This window comes from Paenibacillus xylanilyticus (assembly GCF_047246825.1).
GTDB lineage: Bacteria > Bacillota > Bacilli > Paenibacillales > Paenibacillaceae > Paenibacillus > Paenibacillus xylanilyticus_B.
Window position 1 is genome coordinate 513,731 of the sequence record NZ_JBFOLB010000003.1, and the last position, 17,026, is coordinate 530,756.

Genomic DNA, 17,026 nt, shown 5'->3' on the forward strand with positions numbered 1-17,026 from the left:
TCTAAGCCGCTTCGTTCTCATCCGCTGACTCGGGTTCCATAATCTCGGTAGCATCCGGGTCCAGCCAATTGCTCAGCATGGTCCGCACATGCTGCAGATCGTCCTCCGACAGATCATAGTACCATGTACCACTGCGTGTCGCACCTTCACCCTTCAGCATGTAGTTGCTGATCGTTGGCGCGCTGTCTTTCATATATAAGGACTCGGCAAAGTTCACGATGAAATCCGAGCTCATGTTCGTTGTAAAGTTCGATCCGGCAATCTTGATGACGTCCGGGATCTTGGTCAGATTTTTGACCTCTAACGCACGATTCATGAATGCACTTAAGAAAATCCGGTGACGCATCGTCCGGTTAAAGTCGGAGTCCTCCCGGTATCTTACATAACCCAGCGCTTCTTCGCCGCTATAGATGGGTTTGTTCGCTTCCACAAACAGCTTCTCATGACTTTTGAGCTTGTTCTCGATATTTTTCTTAATCGGCAGCTCCACGCCGCCAACCGCATCAACAATATCCTTAAGTCCGTTAAAATTAATCGCGGCATAAAAGTCCACTTTGTTACCCAGCAAATTCTCCACCGTATCCATTGCCATCTTGGCTTCGCCATGGGCATAGGCTGAATTAATCTTCGACTTCACATCCCGCCCGACAATCTCGGTATAGGAGTCTCGCGGAATGGACAGCAGCAGCACTTTATTGTCTTCCGGACGCACGACGGAATAGATGATTGTATCCGAACGGCTTGGTTCATTATCCCTTTGATCAATCCCCAGCAGCAGCAGCGAGAACGGATCGGTATGCTGCACTACAGGGGCTTCCGCATCCTGGTCTCCAACCGGCTTGTAGGAATCGTCCAGCGCTTCCTTCACCGTACCTGAGGCAAATAGTTCGAATGCCAACAGCACAAGCTGTTTTTGGTAGACATATCCGAGTCCTCCCAGCACGATCAGCACGCTTAGGGTAATGATTAGAGGTTTCTTCCATCTCTTCTTCGGTTTCTTCGGCTTCCGGCGGGTTAAATGTGCGGCACTGTTTTCCATCATGTCTCCTTTAATAACGGGTTCTTAGAATCATTTAACTATATTAATAACACGTTTTCAATAGATTACGTTATAATCTGCTATACAAGAACTGACACAGAGGGAGCGATGATGAATGGAATATCGACGTTTGGGCAACAGCGGTTTGCGTGTATCTGCACTTGGACTCGGTACCAATGCCTTTGGCAAACGCGCGGATGACGAGGCTTCGACACGTATTATTCATGCAGCACTGGATCAGGGAATCAACTTTATCGATACCGCCAACATCTACGCCGGAACCGAATCAGAGCGCATTATTGGACAGGCTCTGGCAGGCAGACGGGAAAACGCTGTGCTTGCCACCAAGGCCGGTCTTCCCCGGCATGATGGTCCTCATGGGCGGGGTTCCTCCCGCTATCATTTGCAGCAAGAATTGGAACAGAGCCTCCGGCGTCTGCAGACGGACTACGTGGATCTGTATCAGATTCACACGTTTGATCCGCACACTCCGCTGGAGGAAACCTTGCGAACACTGGATGACATGGTCTCCTCCGGTAAAGTTCGCTACATCGGGGCCTCCAACTATGCAGCCTGGGAGCTCATGAAAGCTCTTGGCATCAGCGAATTGAAAGGGCATGTGCGCTATATTTCCACTCAAACCAGCTACTCCCTGGCAGACCGTACCCCTGAGCTTGAACTTGTACCGATGTGTCTGGATCAGGGGGTTGGCATCATCCCATATTTCCCGCTCGCGGGCGGCATTCTGACAGGCAAATATAATGGACAAGCAGGAATTCCTTCCGGCTCCCGAGCGGATACGGATCCATCCTTCAACCGGTTCCTGTTGGAGCATAATATCAGATTAGGAGAGCAGGTAAGCGAGAAAGCAGCCGAATTCGGTTGCTCACCAAGTGTGCTGTCGCTCGCCTGGTTGCTGGCTCGTCCAGCCGTTTCCACGGTTATTGTTGGTGCCACGCGTACCGAACAGCTGGAGCACAATCTGGCTAGTTTGAACCTGGAGCTCACGCATGACATGATCGCAGAGTTGGATCAACTTAGCGACTCGTTCCGTCATGGTGAGCCTTTTGCCTCGTATCGACTGAATTAAAAAAATCAATAAAAAACCTCCCGGCTCATGGTCTGGGAGGTTTTCAATGTTGGTATGTAGCAGGCGTCAATTCATCTCACCTTGCTTCGATGGGTATATCATTTTTATAAGTATGACAGCATGACTCAATCAAGTTATTATTCCGATTTATTTTTGATAAATTCCCGCATAATGTCCATATATTCTTCCTTACGATCACTTACCAGGTCAAAGAATTGTCTGTCGGCCTCTTCAACAAGCTGAATTCCCTGATTGGCCAGTTCCGTGCCTTCCGGCGTGGTTGTGATCATGTTCGCACGGGTATCGGTCTGATGCCGAATGCGGTTGATTAATCCCCTCTTTTCAAGCGTACGAAGCACCTGTGAAGTCACATTAACATCCACGTTGGCAAAATGCGCAAGCTGAACCTGCGTTACGCCTTTCCCTTCCGTATCTCTCTCATTCAGCCATAAGCAGCCATGCAAAAGTACAAATTGCGGCGGGGTTAGCCCCAATGGATCAAGCACCCTGCGCACTTCCTTCTGCCACATCGTTGTGACCTGCCACAGCAGGTGTCCTGGACTTTCGTGTGCGTTTTTATACTGTGAACTCATCTCGTTAATTCCTCCATCACTGATGCCTTGAGACTTCTTTTTATGCTTTGCACTCCAGAGAAAACAGAATGCTGACTAATCGTTAACGTGAAGGGATGAATTGCTTCACCCATTGTCCGAACCCCTGCGGGTTGCGGCTCTGGATCAGGACCGTGCCCTCACCTCTGAATCGGCACACCAGCCCTTCACCACTCGTTACACTGGATAACCATCCCTGCGATGCTTTTTCGATATGATACTCCATATATTGAGGCCAAGCAACCAAGTGTGCGTTATCTACAATTACTTCTTCTCCCGCTGCCAGATGAATGGCATGAATGGCACCATAGGAAGACAGAAATACCGTGCCTTTTCCGCTGATTTCAATAATGAAGAATCCCTCTCCCGAAAAGAGGCCCTTCTTCAAATTCTGCATTTTGCTGTTCACCTGAATGCCTTCCGTCCCGGCCAGAAATCCATCCTTTTGTACATAAAGCGAATAGGAGCCATCCAGTTCAACAGCCTCCACACCACCCATGGTGGAAGGTGACAGCAAAATCTCTGCAGGCCCTCCTGCAGCGGTTAACTCCTGAAAAAAGAACTTCTCACCACTGATCATCCGTCCGAATCCAGCAAACATGCCGCCTTCTGCCGATCCTTTCAGCTGAACCGTTGGTGTCATGGATACCATGGCACCACTCTCTGCCTTGAATCGTTCTCCACGCTGTAAGCGAACCTTGAGCATGGCAAAAGCACCCTCATGCAATATCTCATAATTCATTGCTTGATCAGCTCCTTGTTCTCATCCGAGTCAAAATGGTTTAATCCGTTGTCCTCCAGCACGGCTGCTTTGTCCCCGTACTCCTTCACGATATGCTGCTCCCCCCAATTGCACAACGCATTAAGAATTGGTTCCAGACTCCAGCCATACTCACTTAGTTCATACTCAACCTTAGGCGGGACCTGGTTATAGACGATCCGATTCACGATGCCGTCATCTTCAAGCTCTCGCAGCTGTTGAGTCAACATCTTTTGTGTAATGGCGGGCATAATACGCTTAAGATCGCTGGTGCGTTTTTTGCCGTGCGTAAGATGACAGAGAATGACACACTTCCACTTGCCACCGATAACCTCGAGCGTAGCCTCGACCGAGATATTGTATTTTTTTCTGATCATAATATGCTTCCTCCCCTAATGGATTTGGATTGTAACCAAGCAAAGCTATATAGGCACCAAAAAGTACGTATGGTACTAAAAAGTACGTACTATTCATTTTATACCGAATAATTCATAATAGCATTTGCCGGTACGTAAATCTACATTCTGGGGAGTTGAGCAAGACATGTTACAAGATTCCAAACGCAGCACGTGGGCGCTGCTGGCGCTCGCCATCAGTGCGTTCGCCATCGGCACCACAGAATTCATCAGTGTTGGGCTGCTGCCCCTTATTGCGGGTGACCTGGGCATTTCCGTCACTACAGCGGGATTGACTGTTACTTTATATGCTTTGGGTTTCACGTTCGGAGCGCCCATCCTGACCTCATTAACTTCAACCGTGTCACGCAAGACACTGTTGATGGCCATCATGGTGGTTTTCATTGCAGGTAACACGATGGCCGCACTATCCAGCGGCATTACACTGCTGCTGATAGCCCGAATCATTTCGGCACTGTCACACGGGGTATTTATGTCGATTGGTTCCACCATTGCGGCTGATCTGGTGCCTGCAAACCGCCGCGCCAGTGCGATTGCCATTATGTTCTCGGGTCTGACCATTGCCACCGTAACCGGGGTACCTCTCGGCACACTGATTGGTCAACACTTAGGCTGGCGCGCTGCCTTTATTCTCATCGTTGTCGTGGGCATCATTGCGTTAATCGGGAATATGGTACTCGTACCTTCTACCCTACAACGTGGTACACGCACGGCATTCCGCGACCAGCTGAAGCTTGTAACGGGTGGACGACTGCTGCTTGCCTTCGCCATTACAGCTGTCGGATATGGAGGTACCTTTGTTGTCTTCACCTACCTGTCCCCGCTTCTGCATGACATTAGCGGATATTCAGAGAAAACCGTAGCAGCCATTCTGCTGTTATACGGGATCGCCATCGCCATTGGTAACATTATCGGCGGCAAAGCGGCCAACCGTAATCCGCTGAAGGCACTATTCTATATGTTTATCGTTCAGACCATCATTTTGGGCATACTGTACTTTACCGTCCCATTCAAGTTCGCAGCATTACTCACCATTCTCGGAATGGGTCTGCTGGCCTTCATGAATGTACCTGGACTTCAGATGTACGTTGTGACACTTGCCGAACGATATGCTCCACAGGCTAAAGATGTGGCATCTGCCTTCAATATCGCTGCCTTCAACGCAGGTATCGCCATAGGTGCATATTTGGGTGGGGTCATCACCGATTCCATTGGTCTGGTGCACACAACATGGGTCGGTGCAATTATGGTTCTTGCTGCTGTAATCCTGACGGGATGGGCAAGAGCATTGGAGCGCAGATCGCCTGCTGCATAATGGTTTGAATAAAAACAGGCAAGTTCAAAAGACTGCGTTTTTAGACTGCTCACGTTCGTTGGCTCATTAACCCTGGTTTAAGGGAACCGGTTCACATGGTATTGTATTTTACTATAGTACGTTGAGCCCTATTTAATCTACCCTCATTTAATTTCGCAGGATCGGATTAAAGTTATTCTAGAATCACTTAACAAACGATGATACACACTAGGAGGACATCTCATGACAGCACAACATTTACAATCCACAGTCGCTCTGCATAACGGCGTTCAAATGCCTTGGTTTGGACTTGGCGTATTTAAGGTAGAAGAAGGTTCAGAATTAATAGAGGCGGTCAAAAAAGCGATCCAGCACGGCTACCGCAGCATTGATACTGCCGCTATATATGGTAATGAATCCGGTGTCGGACAAGCGATTGCTGAAGCATTGAAAGAGAACAACCTGAAACGCGAAGAATTGTTTGTGACGTCCAAAGTATGGAACGCAGATCTTGGATATGAAGAGACACTCGCGGCTTTTGATACTACACTGAACAAACTGGGATTGGAATATCTGGATCTGTATCTGATTCACTGGCCAAAAGCAGGCAAATACAAAGGTGCATGGAAAGCGATGGAGGAGCTGTACGAAGCAGGCCGAATCAAAGCCATTGGCGTTAGCAACTTCCAGATTCATCACCTCGAAGACCTGATGCAGGACGCGAAAGTGAAACCGATGGTTAACCAGGTGGAATATCACCCTCGTCTTACTCAGGTTGAGCTCAAAGCCTTCTGTGAAAAGCATGGCATTCAGCTTGAAGCATGGTCTCCGCTCATGCAGGGTCAACTGCTGGACAACCCGGTAATCACCGAGATTGCTTCGGCCAAAGGCAAATCCGTAGCACAAGTGATCCTGCGTTGGGATCTGCAGAACGGTGTCATTACCATCCCGAAATCCACCAAGGAACATCGGATTATTGAGAACTCTTCCATCTTCGACTTTGAATTGTCCAACGATGAGATGAATCGGATCAGCGCCCTCAACGAAGATGTTCGTGTGGGACCAGACCCGGATAACTTCGATTTCTAAAGTGAAACACGTTTAAGCCTCCATACTCCTCGCCATATGCGGGAGTGCGGAGGCTTTTTCTGATATGGACATATAATACTCTTATTAGAGAAGCATAACCACAAAGAGGCCACTCCTGATCTAACCAGAAGTGGCCTCTGAACCCGCTATTTAACTATTGAAGCTGCCACAACGCGGCAACATTGGAAGGTTCCCACCCCGGTAAGGAGGTGTGGGACTGCAAACATTTATACGTTTTACCGTTATACGTCACAAGCTGCCCTGCAGTGTAGGCGGTGTTGGCCTGCCAGGTGGAAACGCCTGGATTCGTCGTTCCTGTTGCAGTTTTCACGGTCAGGGCACTACTCGCAGGAGACACATTTCCCGCCGCATCCTTTGCTTTCACCGTGAAAGTATACGAGGTATCCGCCGCAAGACCGCTGATGGTTGCCGTCGTTCCGTTGACGGTTGTGGCCAGTGCCGTTCCGTTGTACACCTCATAACCCGTTACACCAACATTGTCAGTTGATGCCGTCCAGCTAAGGGATATGCTGGATGTCGTTTGCGCTGTCGACACGAGGTTTGTCGGTACAGTTGGCGATTGCGTATCCCCTCCCGGTAGAGCCGTAGTGCTTACGGTTACAGCATTACTGGCTGCAGACAGATTCCCTGCCGCATCCTTTGCTTTTACGGTAAAGGTATAGGAAGTGCCCGCTGCAAGTCCATTGATGGTTGCGGTCGTTCCGGTAACGGAAGTCACAAGATTAGCGCCATTGTAGACGTTATAGCCAGTGACGCCAACGTTATCCGCCGAAACATTCCAGGCCAAGATTACCGAGCTTGCCGTCACTCCCGTTGAGCGCGCATTGCCCGGTACGCTCGGTGCAGTCGTATCTGTCGGTGGGACTGTGCCTCCGGAGAATAGGTCTGATTTCAGCTTGTTTTGCAGTGTCTTGTTGCGGTCACCGCTGAGCTCCCAGAACATCGCCCCGCCAAGTCCCTTGCTCTTGATATAAGCAGTCTTATGCCCGATAGACTCCACATCGTCATAGCTAATGAAGCGTTTGTTCGAGGAATTATAGAGATATGGCACTTTGGCTGTATCGTTCCAGTAACGCGTGTACCCGTTTTTGTTAATGTAATTGGCCTCCAAGTCATAGAAATCAAAGGAGCCTGCTTCCCATGTTCCCACGGAAGAACCACCCGAGCACGTCTGATACTGGCCGTTATTGGCCTGTGCACATCCATCCCAGCCGCGGCCGTAAAATGGAACCCCCAGCACCAGCTTGGCGGCCGGTACGCCTGCATTCAGATGGCCTTGTGCTCCGGCAGTCACGTTAAAGGTATCCACGTCCGGTATTCCGGCATTTGCAGCTGCAGGGTCGGCATTCAAAGGTGCATTATGCGCGCTGATTTTCTGCCAAGCCCCGTTAAAATCATATGTCATGATGTTAATCCAATCGACAATGGAAGCAATGTTCGCAAGCTCCGTATTGGCAGCATAGGTCGGAGATGCTCCGCTTGCAATCGTAAGCAGGTACTCTTTGCCGTCAACGGCTTCTGCCGCGTCCAGCTTTTCACGGATTTTGCTTAGAAGCAGGGTATAATTCTGTTTGTCTTCAGGACGTTTGCTGTTGCCGTCGAGCCCGCCTGATACCGGGTATTCCCAGTCGAGATCCACCCCGTCAAAGTTATATTTCCGCAGGAAATCGACGGCGGAGTTCGCAAAGACCTCACGGGTTGCTGATGTCGCGGCTACATCGGAGAAGCGGTTGGACCACGTCCATCCTCCAACGGAGATGATCGTTTTCAAATTTGGATTGATCTGTTTCAGCTTGTTAAGCTGATTGATATTGCCTGCATAGGGCTGATCCCACGTATCCCCTGCAAATTGTTTGCCTGTATCAATCCATGGATCGCCAAGTACAATCGTTCCGTTCGGCACATTGATCGTCTGGCTCTTCTCATCCTGGCAGCTCCAGGTCACGGGATTGGGTCCTGAAGGATCCGGATTCCCATGAATCCCGTTCCAGCAAATGTCGGCAAAGGCATAGTTGATATGTGTCACTTTGGTCGGATCGATGTCAGTTACATTGTAGCTTCTTCCGTACGCAGCCCAGGCAGGGTAGTAACCAACTATTTTATAAGCATCTGCCGCTTCGGCCGTTCGGGATTGGAGTGCAAAGGAAGGAATAATGACAGATAAGAGCAGGGAGAGACCAAGGAAAAACTTTGCGGTTTTCTTAACAACAGCGTGTGCAGTCATATTTGGCATTTAGTACACAGCCTCCTTTGTCATTTGCGTGCTAAAACCATTCAGGAATGAACGATGGGCGTTCGAGAACTGATTGTTCGTATACACATCCCAGTTGATGGACCAGGTCATAATGCCCCTAATGTCTGCATAGCCTGCTGGCTGACGCAAAGCATAGGAACCGCCGTACGATACACCTTTGATCAGGTAATTCAATGCCTTTTGCAGCTCGGCTGGTGTCGTATAGCCGCCTCCGGCCGCCTGCTGGGATGCAGGTACACCAATCGCAATCTGATCCGGACGCAAAGGGCTAAAGAATGCACCGGAACTACCGCCTACATTAAAACCTTGAAGCAGCATTTCGGCCATGGCAACATGGAAATCAGCTGTTCCCTGAGCGTAGGAGCGTCCATCCAACCCCACCATAGAACCCGTGTTATAGTGCTGCACATGAAGAAGGGTGAGATCGTTACGCAGCGCATGAATGACGGGCAGGTATGCACCCCAAGGACCGCCATAAGACAGATACCCGCCCTGTACATAGGCCGTTTCCGGTGCAGCCGTCAGGATGAAATCGTCACCGAAATGCGACTTGACTGCCTTCACACCCTGGATGAGATGAACGATCTTGGGTGTCGTCGGATTACGGAAATCGGTATCCCCCGCATTCAGAGACAGGGAGCTTCCTTCAAGGTCGATATCCAGGCCGTTGAAGCCGTAAGTCGAAATGATGGATTTTAATGACTCTTCAAATTGCTGTCTCTTGCCTGCATCCGTGAGCTCAATCGTGCCATTGGCTCCCCCCATAGAGAGCAGTACCTTTTTCCCTTGGCTTTGAAGGTAAGCAACATCGGACTTGAATTCTGCTACAGTGGCGTTATATGGGGTAAACGCGAGCGTTCCGCTGCCGTGTGAAACCGGTTCGGCAAAGGAGACATTAATGATGTCATAGGCTGTTGATACGTTGCGAAGTTTGATATTGGTAGAACCATTGTCGAAGTTGTGCCAGTAGCCGATCAGCCATTTGCCGCCGGTTGGCCCTGGATTCGAAGATCCGGTGGAAGTCGTTACGCTGAGGGAGCTGCTTGCAGACGACAAATTGCCGGCGGCATCTTTCGCTTTTACCGTAAATGCATACGTAGTACCCGCTGTCAGCCCGGTTATGGTCGTTGTTGCAGCGGAGGTACTCGCTACGAGAGCACCGTTCCGGTACACAACATATCCGGTTACACCCACATTGTCCGTGGATGCATTCCAGGCAAGTTGGACCGAGGTCTCGGTGACAAAGGATGAGGTTAGACCAGCCGGAACAGAAGGTGGTGTCGTATCCGGAACGGGCGTCTCTCCCCCTCCCCCGGAACCTTCCCCAACATATTTCCACAGCGCAGGAACGCTCGATGGCTCCCATCCGATCAAGGCCGTATGAGGCTGAATACATTCATAATCTTTGTTTTGATATGTTACTAGATCTCCTTTCTTATATGCGGTACCTGCCTGCCACTCGGCAGCGGCGTCTGCTCTTGGTGCAAACCACGAAATGATCAGAAGAAATGCCAAAGCGATTGTGATGACCGGGCGGAATCGAACAGCTTGATTCAAGCAAAATCCCTCCTGTACTAAGGTTCTTTTCACCTTGCAATAGCTTCACGGGCGCACTTACATGTGATCTGCGATGGATAAGAGCCTACTTTGATCAATGTGATATCGAGTGCCGCTTCCCCCTCTCTTTTTAACATCGGACCTTCCCTTAGGTCTTTTATAAAATTACATCCAGATTTTACAGGGAATTTACAGATCCTCACCCTGTATTTAATCAGTAAAATGCAAATGAGATAAGGGATAAATTATTCTATTGGAGGGTGAAAAATTTAATATGGCGCACAAAAAGGCTGTCTGCCAGGCCCATAGAGGACTTGAAAGACAGCCTTGCGGCAACGTCTAACGATTAGAAGAATGGTGAATGTGTTTTTACAATCGGGTAATCAAAGTTCGGTAAAGGGAAGCCATCCGTCCCCACCAGATAAAATAAACGGCAACGTATATTCGGATGCTTCCTGTTCAGTCAGCATTCTTGCCCAAGGGACCCGTTCACTCGTGTTCCCCGCCCCCGGTCCGGTACTGTTATATTCAGCGTATACAACGGTAGATTCGGCATCAGGTTTATTCCAGTTATGCCATCCCTCCTGCTTCACATGGGCACCGACCCGGCAGTTCAGGAAGCACACTTTGGCATGATTCCGCCATGGCCTGCCAAGGTACACCGACTGAGGAGGCGCATCACTGGTCAGATCACAGTTCATAAATACATAACCATAACGCACATCTTCCGGTGTGGACGCAGCCGTGATCCAGCCACTCACTTCCCCAGCCGCTGCAGCGTTATCCGGCAAACGATTTTTCGCAAAAATCTCACAGCCCTGAAACACAGCTGTAGCCGAGCCAAAAATAAAGTCGATGTCACCCTCGATGTAACAATCCTCATAATATTGGCGCAGCTTCCGCCGCTCTGCTCCCTCGCGCGGACCGCCAAAGAAGCTTCGATCGATCGGCTGCTCCGGTAGTGGCCCGGTAAAGATGGTATCCTGGTGACCGATGAATCGGCACTGCCGAAAGGCTGCCCGGTCCCCATCGACGTATACGGCAAGGGCCTGCCCTACATCCTTGCCGGGACCGGCGGAGTTTACGAAGGAAAGCCCCTCTGCCGTAAAATCATCCGCGCCGATAAAAGCCGTATAGGAATGAAAAGTATGATATAACTCCCCGTCAGGAAACTTTTTGAGTGCATAATCATCATAAGTAATAACCGTTTGGTCCGCTCCCTCACCGATCAGATGGACCATGGGCTTCTCAATATGCAGCTTTTCATAGTAGATCCCTTGCTTGATACGAACAATGGTCTTCTCGGCACATGGTTCCGGTATGGCCTCAATCGCAGCCTGAATCGAAGTGAAATCACCGCTTCCATCCGCTGAAACCGTATAATATCGGGTACCCTTAACTCTGGATATAGGCTCTCTCATGACAATCGGCCTCCTTATTTTAAAGGTCTGCACACTGCAATATGAATGCGTTTACATAAAATTTCTCCCATCTTAGCAAAGTCCAAGTGGCTTGACAACATTAAAATACCTGTGACTACAATACAATCAGGATATACCACGGATAACGCGGAAGGAAGGAATACGCCATGATTATTGATGTACAACATGTGACTTGGAAAAGAGGACCGATCACCCTGCTGAATGATGTCAGCTGGCGTGTCAACGATGGAGAACACTGGGCGCTGCTTGGCCTGAATGGATCCGGCAAGACCACACTGCTCAACATGATCACCGGTTACCTCTGGCCTACCGACGGTACGATATCGGTGCTTGGACATCAGTATGGGGATGTGGACCTGCGTGAGCTGCGTAAATCCATCGGCTGGGTCAGCTCTTCCCTCCAAGAGAAGCTGCATGGCACAGACCGTACCCAATATGTCGTGATCAGCGGTAAACACGCCACAATCGGATTGTACGATAAACTCTCGGATGAGGATCTGGATCAGGCAAAGGAACTGATGCGTACGCTCGGCTGTCAGCATCTGTGGGATCGCGAATATCGTACCTGTTCTCAGGGTGAGAAGCAGAAACTCCTTATTGCCAGAGCTCTGATGGCGAATCCGCGCGTTCTCATTTTGGACGAGCCCTGCAATGGGCTTGATCTGTTCTCCAGAGAACGGCTCCTGGAGAGTATCAGTGAATTATCGCAGCGACCAGACTCTCCTTCCCTGATCTACGTGACCCACCATACCGAAGAGATCCTGCCTGTGTTCAGTCACAGCCTCCTGCTGCGGCGGGGTGAGGTCGTGAATAGCGGGTTAACCTGCAATGTGATGAACGCTGAAGTGTTGAGTGACTTTTTTGAAGCACCTGTGGATGTGGAGCGACATGGAGAACGCGTCTATGTGAGGGCTGCGGAAAAATAACAGCCCCTTCTGCACACAGTTAAGCATAGAAACAGCCCAAAATAACTTATCCACATGTGGACAGGTTTTTTGGGCTGCTTTGTGTTATTAGATCTATCCACAGCTTGCTGTGTGTTATTTACGTGCAGATAGGAATAAAAACAGCGGAATTCGCTGTCTGCGCAGATAGGTTTCCTCATTTACAAAATATTGGCGCTGTGGTGTAGACTCCCGCAAATGCTCCACGTGGAACCCCGCCTTTTGCAAGGCCATATAATATGATTCAATGGAACGGTGCATCTTTTTCACTGAACCCCCGAGCCATTGCTGCTCACGATATCCCTCCACAAAATACTGATCAACAATCCAATTGGTTCGCGTCCCGGAGGGCTGCAAAGTCGATGTAATGACCGGATGTTCCACTGAAAACACGAATCTTCCATTGTCTTTCAATGCGCTGTATATGCTGCGGAACAACGTATCCGTATCCTCTATGTAATGGATAGCCAATCTGGATATAGCCAGATCATATTGATTCGCAGGATACGTCCAATCTTCCATAAATGCATGCTCAATCTGCGCATTCATACCCCTGACTGTTTCCTGAGCTGTACGGACCATATTTTTCGAACCTTCAATACCAGTGTACTTCGCACCTCGATGATCCGAATCAAGCAATTCAGCCCCAAATCTCGCATCTCCGCAGCCCAGATCAAGAATGCTTTTGCCTGCTACGTCCCCGATCAGCTCCAGCATGACGGGCTTTTCCAGTGTATCGTTGGCATTCTCCTGCCACTGGCGGCGTTCCATATACTTCTCGAAGTTAGCCTCTTGATCATAAAAATCCGATCCGCGTTCACTCATTGCACAACCCTCCGTTTCTATTCTTCGAAAGATTATACCTGTCGTCCAAGTGTTCTACCATAACAAAAAAGGACTGCCTCTGAACAGGTCAGAAACAGCCCTTGCCATATAGGAGTGAACTCAGCCGAATCGCTGCGTTTTGTACCATTTGGTTTCTCTACGGAACAGTTTATCCCCAATGAGAGAAACAAACGCCTTAACGGAGATGACCAGAAACAACTGGGCATATGTGAAATAGGAAAGACAAGCCACAATAAAGTTTTGAGTATTGCTCTGTCCAATATCCGCTGAAAGTGCAAGGTTAATTTGCAGAACATAAATGTAGTACATAAGTGCCCAAGCAATAACAAGGTACACATATACGTCCCCTGAAAACTGGAATGGAGAAATGACATTGGGATTAAACAATGCGATGACCTGATATACAAGGTTAGAGACAAAGATGATATCCGAAACAATAATGGCGATCATAAACCAGAAATAACTCGCAGCATAATACAGGACATGCAGTTTAATTCTCCAACTCGTACGGTCGAACAGATGCTTAATATTATCGATAACAACCTGATAATTCCCCTTGGACCAGCGTTCGCGTTGTTTCATATAAACCTTCAGCTGCTCTGGCTCCTGTTGATAGGCCTCTGCTTGGGGCGCTAGCGCAATAAGCTGACCACGGGTAAGAATATCGAACGATACTGCGGTATCTTCTGTAATGGCATCCGGATCCCATCCACCAATTTCACGGATCAGATTTGCCTTGATGATATAGTTGGTGCCTGGAATGGTTCCTAGTTTAAATAACTCCCATAACCCCGTGTGATGGACACGTTGAACCGTTACAAGCTCCAGATTAATGCATCTCGAGAGGAAATTCTGCCCCCGGTTGCGAGCCTTGTTGCGTCCAAATACAGCGCCATGCTTCTCCGGATTCTCCAGAGCTTTCTGTGTCAGAAACATTAATGCATTCCGTTCAGGAGCGGCGTCTGCATCATAAATGCAGATCCATTCCCCCCAGGCCAGTTCGAGACCATCATTCAGAGCTCCGGATTTCCCCCCTATACCTTTACGCTCCAGGATCGTAAAATCCCGGTCAGCATAACTACTCTTCGCTTTAAGAGCCTTAAGCCGTTCTGCTGTATCGTCCGTGCAATTATCTGCAATAACAATGACTTGAACTTTATGTTCCGGATAATTCAAGCGTAAGATGTGCTCAACGGTAGAAACAATAACCAGTCCCTCATTATGTGCAGGCACCATAACCGTTACTGTCGGGTAATGATCCATATTCTCAGGAATTTGAATCCCCTTTTTCTCTTGTTTGTTAATGAATCGAATAGCTCCGGCCATAATGACGATAGATTCAGTAACGGATATCCATATACTAAGAATGGACATCAACAGCAGGAAATCAGCCATTCAACTTCCTCCGATCGTATTTCCTGTTGATTTTGCCTCGAAAACGCAGCGTTGCCACGGTTAAGATCAGTATTGTAATCGTAAAGAAACTGCTGACGATAATGCAGAGCGGAACAAACCATGTTAAATAATTCACTGGACTACGCCTCCTCCTGCATCTAGATGTATTCTCCAATGAGATCTGTCTCTGTGTTCCGTTCAAGCGCAGCAATAACGGCATCAATATCCTCATATTTGCTGAACTGTTCCTTCTGAAAAACAAGAGCACCTGATCGAATGACCGTCTGCAGCTCATTTCCCTTTTTATCTATAAATTGAAGGTCCATCATGGCTTTTTTGATCCGCTCTGTAAGCACAGGCAAATACTCCACATTGGTCATCGGACAGAGAATGACGAAACGTCCCCGATCTACAAAAAATTTATAATCCTCGAACCGAATTTGCTTCTGGATCGTATTCGACAACTCAAGCAGAAACTGCGCATACCGAATAGATCCGAGTGACTCCAGGACCAGTGGCAAAAATTCAATTTTGAACATGGCCATGCTGAATCCATACTGCTCGGAGTACCTTCTTGCCAGGTTACTTTGCTTAATAACGGTATCCGCCAAGGCATCCTTGTTGCCAAGGGTCGTATCCAGATCGAGCTCCGGATTGCGGTCCTGCAGCTCCTGAAGCCGCTCCATGACACGGGCACTGCGGACCAAGCTTGCTTTAATAAAAGCAGCAACTGCCACATTGGCCGGAATCAAAAGCCACCATGAGAACGTCAGCACATTCGCATCGGCATAGGTCACGAGCCATACAAAGTAAGAAACCAAGTATACAAACCCGGCGACGACAGACACTCCGACAGGGATCACAAAACCAAGGACCAGCGCGCCAAGTGACACAATGCTGAATATGACGTCCAGTGTGGTGAAGCTCTGGTTCATGTAAATTTTAAGATAAATGACGAGCTGCTGAATTACTGCTAATCCGATCAGACTGGCATATCCCCATGCGATCCGACGAATAGGTGCTTTGTTCCTCATAATTTCCTTCTCTCCGATGTTTTAAGTTATGTTCCCACGTTTTTCCGCCAAATTATGACATAGATAGACATTTGTATCCTACCACATCTATACCCAAATAAAATGACAGAATGATTACTTTCTCAGGAACTTCTGTAATTCTGTCTCTCCAAGCAAGGGGAACAGATTATCGAACATATGGGTATTCCCTTCGAATACATATCCACCTGGATAATTCGTATCCTGACTGCGCATGGTGATCATATGGTTATACAGCTGTTTGGCCCATTTGGGATCACCTGTCCGTACAGCAAGCAATATGGCAAGTCCATAAACGGAGGGCGATTCATAGGCTACACCAGGTGTACGATTGATACGTTCATACTGTCCAGGCAACTGATGACGGGTTTCGAATTCCTTTTTCAAAAAAGCAATAAGCCTGTCCGGTTTCCGATTTGTCGAGGTTAAATGATTCGCAACGATGAGCTGATCGATGAGGTTTACCTTGTCGTCATATGTATACGCTTTGGTTACTACGTTGAACGTTTTGGGATAAAATATTCCGTCGTCCGGCATGCTTCTAAGCAGATACTCGTACTTCGCGTACGTCCCGGACTGCAGCATTTCATGTTGTTCCATCTGTTGGAGTGCCGGCAAATCTACATATACCAAACTTAATGTATCCGGAGAATACCCGCCTTTGAAATCATGGAAATCAACAAAATACCCTTCATTCTGAACCGATTGATTCAAGGTACGGGATATTTCGGCGGCGGTGGCCAATTTCGCTTCTCTACCCTGCTCCCATTGGTCTGCAGCCTTCAATAAGGCGTCTACAATTCGAAAATCATCACCCAACGCATTGGTGGTCACATGAGATTTCCCCTCCGTATCCAGCTTCCAGGCAATATATTTCTGGGGCATCAGGAAATAGGTCGTCAGCAGTTCATAACTCTGTTCAAACAATGCCTGATCATTCTTGGCAACCGCATATTGCATCCACAACCCAAGTGATTCCGACAAGGCCTCTCTGCCGGCCACAATATCGGCTTGCTCGGAAGCAGCATCCTGCAAATAGGATGCCAGTGTACCGTTCGGATTGGTCATATGATTCTGGACAAATGAAACCGTAGGGGATATTTCGTTCATCACAAACCTCTCCTTCTTGAACAGGAATGACAAGGCCACAATGCTTGCTGCAGCAACGAGTATCACGACTAGCCATGTCCATCTTCTTCGCTTGATGCTCTTCATG

16 protein-coding genes are annotated in these 17,026 nt (G+C 48.6%); 4 read left to right on the forward strand and 12 right to left on the reverse strand.

From position 1 onward, the window contains the following. Position 1: 1 nt before the first annotated feature. A complete protein-coding gene (locus tag AB3N00_RS21640; protein ID WP_413036434.1) occupies positions 2-1,039 on the reverse strand; it encodes an LCP family protein in 1,038 nt (345 codons plus the stop codon). A 115-nt stretch (positions 1,040-1,154) separates the two neighbouring features. On the opposite strand from AB3N00_RS21640, the gene AB3N00_RS21645 reads away from it, so the two are divergent. After that, positions 1,155-2,129, forward strand: a complete 975-nt coding sequence (locus AB3N00_RS21645) for an aldo/keto reductase (RefSeq protein WP_413036435.1) — start codon at positions 1,155-1,157, stop codon at positions 2,127-2,129. Between the two features lie 137 nt (positions 2,130-2,266). On the opposite strand, the gene AB3N00_RS21650 is transcribed toward AB3N00_RS21645, so the two are convergent. From AB3N00_RS21650 to AB3N00_RS21660, 3 genes are all read right to left on the reverse strand, one after another. Beyond that, a complete protein-coding gene (locus AB3N00_RS21650) occupies positions 2,267-2,722 on the reverse strand; it encodes a MarR family winged helix-turn-helix transcriptional regulator (RefSeq protein WP_413036436.1) in 456 nt (151 codons plus the stop codon). Positions 2,723-2,804: 82 nt separating this feature from the next. Next, the gene (locus tag AB3N00_RS21655) at positions 2,805-3,482 is read right to left on the reverse strand and encodes a TIGR00266 family protein (protein WP_413036437.1); all 678 of its coding nucleotides are present in this window, start codon (positions 3,480-3,482) and stop codon (positions 2,805-2,807) included. Next, positions 3,479-3,877, reverse strand: a complete 399-nt coding sequence (locus AB3N00_RS21660; RefSeq protein WP_413036438.1) for a winged helix-turn-helix transcriptional regulator — start codon at positions 3,875-3,877, stop codon at positions 3,479-3,481. The genes AB3N00_RS21655 and AB3N00_RS21660 overlap by 4 nt, the downstream gene beginning before the upstream one ends. 166 nt (positions 3,878-4,043) lie before the next feature. Between AB3N00_RS21660 and AB3N00_RS21665 the strand changes: the two genes are divergently transcribed. Together AB3N00_RS21665 and AB3N00_RS21670 are read left to right on the forward strand one after the other, a co-directional pair. Next, entirely contained in the window at positions 4,044-5,231 is a 1,188-nt protein-coding gene (locus AB3N00_RS21665) for an MFS transporter (protein ID WP_413036439.1), read from the forward strand. 222 nt (positions 5,232-5,453) lie between these two features. Then, on the forward strand, positions 5,454-6,299 hold the full coding sequence (locus AB3N00_RS21670; RefSeq protein WP_413036440.1) for an aldo/keto reductase: 846 nt from the start codon (positions 5,454-5,456) through the stop codon (positions 6,297-6,299). Positions 6,300-6,453: 154 nt separating this feature from the next. Here AB3N00_RS21670 and AB3N00_RS21675 read toward each other — a convergent pair whose 3' ends face one another. The 3 genes from AB3N00_RS21675 to AB3N00_RS21685 all read right to left on the reverse strand — a co-directional run bounded on the left by AB3N00_RS21675 (position 6,454) and on the right by AB3N00_RS21685 (position 11,552). Further along, positions 6,454-8,553, reverse strand: coding sequence for a glycosyl hydrolase family 18 protein (locus tag AB3N00_RS21675; RefSeq protein WP_413036441.1), 2,100 nt, complete (start codon positions 8,551-8,553; stop codon positions 6,454-6,456). Further along, on the reverse strand, positions 8,554-10,131 hold the full coding sequence (locus AB3N00_RS21680; RefSeq protein WP_413036442.1) for a chitinase: 1,578 nt from the start codon (positions 10,129-10,131) through the stop codon (positions 8,554-8,556). A gap of 383 nt (positions 10,132-10,514) precedes the next feature. Continuing rightward, complete coding sequence (locus AB3N00_RS21685) at positions 10,515-11,552, reverse strand: pectinesterase family protein (protein ID WP_413036443.1); 1,038 nt, start codon at positions 11,550-11,552, stop codon at positions 10,515-10,517. Positions 11,553-11,719: 167 nt separating this feature from the next. Here AB3N00_RS21685 and AB3N00_RS21690 point away from each other — a divergent pair, with 167 nt between their 5' ends. After that, a complete protein-coding gene (locus tag AB3N00_RS21690; protein ID WP_413036444.1) occupies positions 11,720-12,499 on the forward strand; it encodes an ABC transporter ATP-binding protein in 780 nt (259 codons plus the stop codon). 114 nt (positions 12,500-12,613) lie between these two features. On the opposite strand, the gene AB3N00_RS21695 is transcribed toward AB3N00_RS21690, so the two are convergent. From AB3N00_RS21695 to AB3N00_RS21715, 5 genes are all read right to left on the reverse strand, one after another. Then, a complete protein-coding gene (locus tag AB3N00_RS21695; RefSeq protein WP_413036445.1) occupies positions 12,614-13,342 on the reverse strand; it encodes a class I SAM-dependent methyltransferase in 729 nt (242 codons plus the stop codon). Between the two features lie 120 nt (positions 13,343-13,462). Continuing rightward, complete coding sequence (locus AB3N00_RS21700) at positions 13,463-14,758, reverse strand: glycosyltransferase family 2 protein (RefSeq protein WP_413036446.1); 1,296 nt, start codon at positions 14,756-14,758, stop codon at positions 13,463-13,465. Further along, positions 14,751-14,894 carry a hypothetical protein gene (locus AB3N00_RS21705; protein WP_167301716.1) on the reverse strand — a complete coding sequence of 48 codons (144 nt, stop codon included), beginning with the start codon at positions 14,892-14,894 and terminating at the stop codon, positions 14,751-14,753. The genes AB3N00_RS21700 and AB3N00_RS21705 overlap by 8 nt, the downstream gene beginning before the upstream one ends. 22 nt (positions 14,895-14,916) lie before the next feature. Next, positions 14,917-15,792: a diguanylate cyclase domain-containing protein gene (locus AB3N00_RS21710; RefSeq protein WP_413036447.1), complete on the reverse strand. Its 876-nt coding sequence runs from the start codon at positions 15,790-15,792 to the stop codon at positions 14,917-14,919. Between the two features lie 114 nt (positions 15,793-15,906). Next, positions 15,907-17,025 (reverse strand): glycosyl hydrolase family 8, encoded by a 1,119-nt coding sequence (locus AB3N00_RS21715; RefSeq protein ID WP_413036448.1) that lies wholly within the window; start codon positions 17,023-17,025, stop codon positions 15,907-15,909. Position 17,026: the final 1 nt, after the last annotated feature.

What these genes read in the sequence shown, in the direction of transcription:
- AB3N00_RS21640 (WP_413036434.1), bottom strand. Translation starts at nt 1,039, where the DNA reads ATGGAAAACAGTGCCGCACATTTAACCCGCCGGAAGCCGAAGAAACCG.
- AB3N00_RS21645 (WP_413036435.1), top strand. Translation starts at nt 1,155, where the DNA reads ATGGAATATCGACGTTTGGGCAACAGCGGTTTGCGTGTATCTGCACTT.
- AB3N00_RS21650 (WP_413036436.1), bottom strand. Translation starts at nt 2,722, where the DNA reads ATGAGTTCACAGTATAAAAACGCACACGAAAGTCCAGGACACCTGCTG.
- AB3N00_RS21655 (WP_413036437.1), bottom strand. Translation starts at nt 3,482, where the DNA reads ATGAATTATGAGATATTGCATGAGGGTGCTTTTGCCATGCTCAAGGTT.
- AB3N00_RS21660 (WP_413036438.1), bottom strand. Translation starts at nt 3,877, where the DNA reads ATGATCAGAAAAAAATACAATATCTCGGTCGAGGCTACGCTCGAGGTT.
- AB3N00_RS21665 (WP_413036439.1), top strand. Translation starts at nt 4,044, where the DNA reads ATGTTACAAGATTCCAAACGCAGCACGTGGGCGCTGCTGGCGCTCGCC.
- AB3N00_RS21670 (WP_413036440.1), top strand. Translation starts at nt 5,454, where the DNA reads ATGACAGCACAACATTTACAATCCACAGTCGCTCTGCATAACGGCGTT.
- AB3N00_RS21675 (WP_413036441.1), bottom strand. Translation starts at nt 8,553, where the DNA reads ATGCCAAATATGACTGCACACGCTGTTGTTAAGAAAACCGCAAAGTTT.
- AB3N00_RS21685 (WP_413036443.1), bottom strand. Translation starts at nt 11,552, where the DNA reads ATGAGAGAGCCTATATCCAGAGTTAAGGGTACCCGATATTATACGGTT.
- AB3N00_RS21690 (WP_413036444.1), top strand. Translation starts at nt 11,720, where the DNA reads ATGATTATTGATGTACAACATGTGACTTGGAAAAGAGGACCGATCACC.
- AB3N00_RS21695 (WP_413036445.1), bottom strand. Translation starts at nt 13,342, where the DNA reads ATGAGTGAACGCGGATCGGATTTTTATGATCAAGAGGCTAACTTCGAG.
- AB3N00_RS21700 (WP_413036446.1), bottom strand. Translation starts at nt 14,758, where the DNA reads ATGGCTGATTTCCTGCTGTTGATGTCCATTCTTAGTATATGGATATCC.
- AB3N00_RS21710 (WP_413036447.1), bottom strand. Translation starts at nt 15,792, where the DNA reads ATGAGGAACAAAGCACCTATTCGTCGGATCGCATGGGGATATGCCAGT.
- AB3N00_RS21715 (WP_413036448.1), bottom strand. Translation starts at nt 17,025, where the DNA reads ATGAAGAGCATCAAGCGAAGAAGATGGACATGGCTAGTCGTGATACTC.